Origin of the sequence: Bacillus sp. SIMBA_008 (genome assembly GCF_046535495.1) — a bacterium.
Taxonomy (GTDB): domain Bacteria; phylum Bacillota; class Bacilli; order Bacillales; family Bacillaceae; genus Bacillus; species Bacillus subtilis.
Map to the genome: position 1 here is coordinate 1 of NZ_JAWRWL010001011.1, position 247 is coordinate 247.

At 68.4% G+C, this 247-nt stretch carries 1 protein-coding gene; it reads left to right on the forward strand.

Annotation, left to right across the window (positions count from 1 at the left end):
* Positions 1-247, forward strand: a 247-nt coding sequence (locus tag SB658_RS26450) for a hypothetical protein (protein ID WP_410603467.1), incomplete at both ends; no start/stop codon positions are given.

The following is a 247-nucleotide window of genomic DNA, read 5'->3' on the forward strand; positions in this document are numbered from 1 at the left end:
GTCGACGAACTTCAGCCAGTTCGGGCTGATCATCTCCGGTGCGTTCCTGCTCATCGGCGGTGTGGCCTTCACCGGGGGACTCGCGGGGCTTCTGCGGGGCCTCTTGCGGAAGGCCGACAATGCGGCGAAGGCCAAGACCGGCGTGCGTCGGGCGGAGGCCGTTCCGGTGGAGATCGAGAAGCTCGACGGTGCGCTGCTGCGCACCGAGGGGGTCTCCAAGGCGTTCGGCGGCAACCAGGCACTGTCG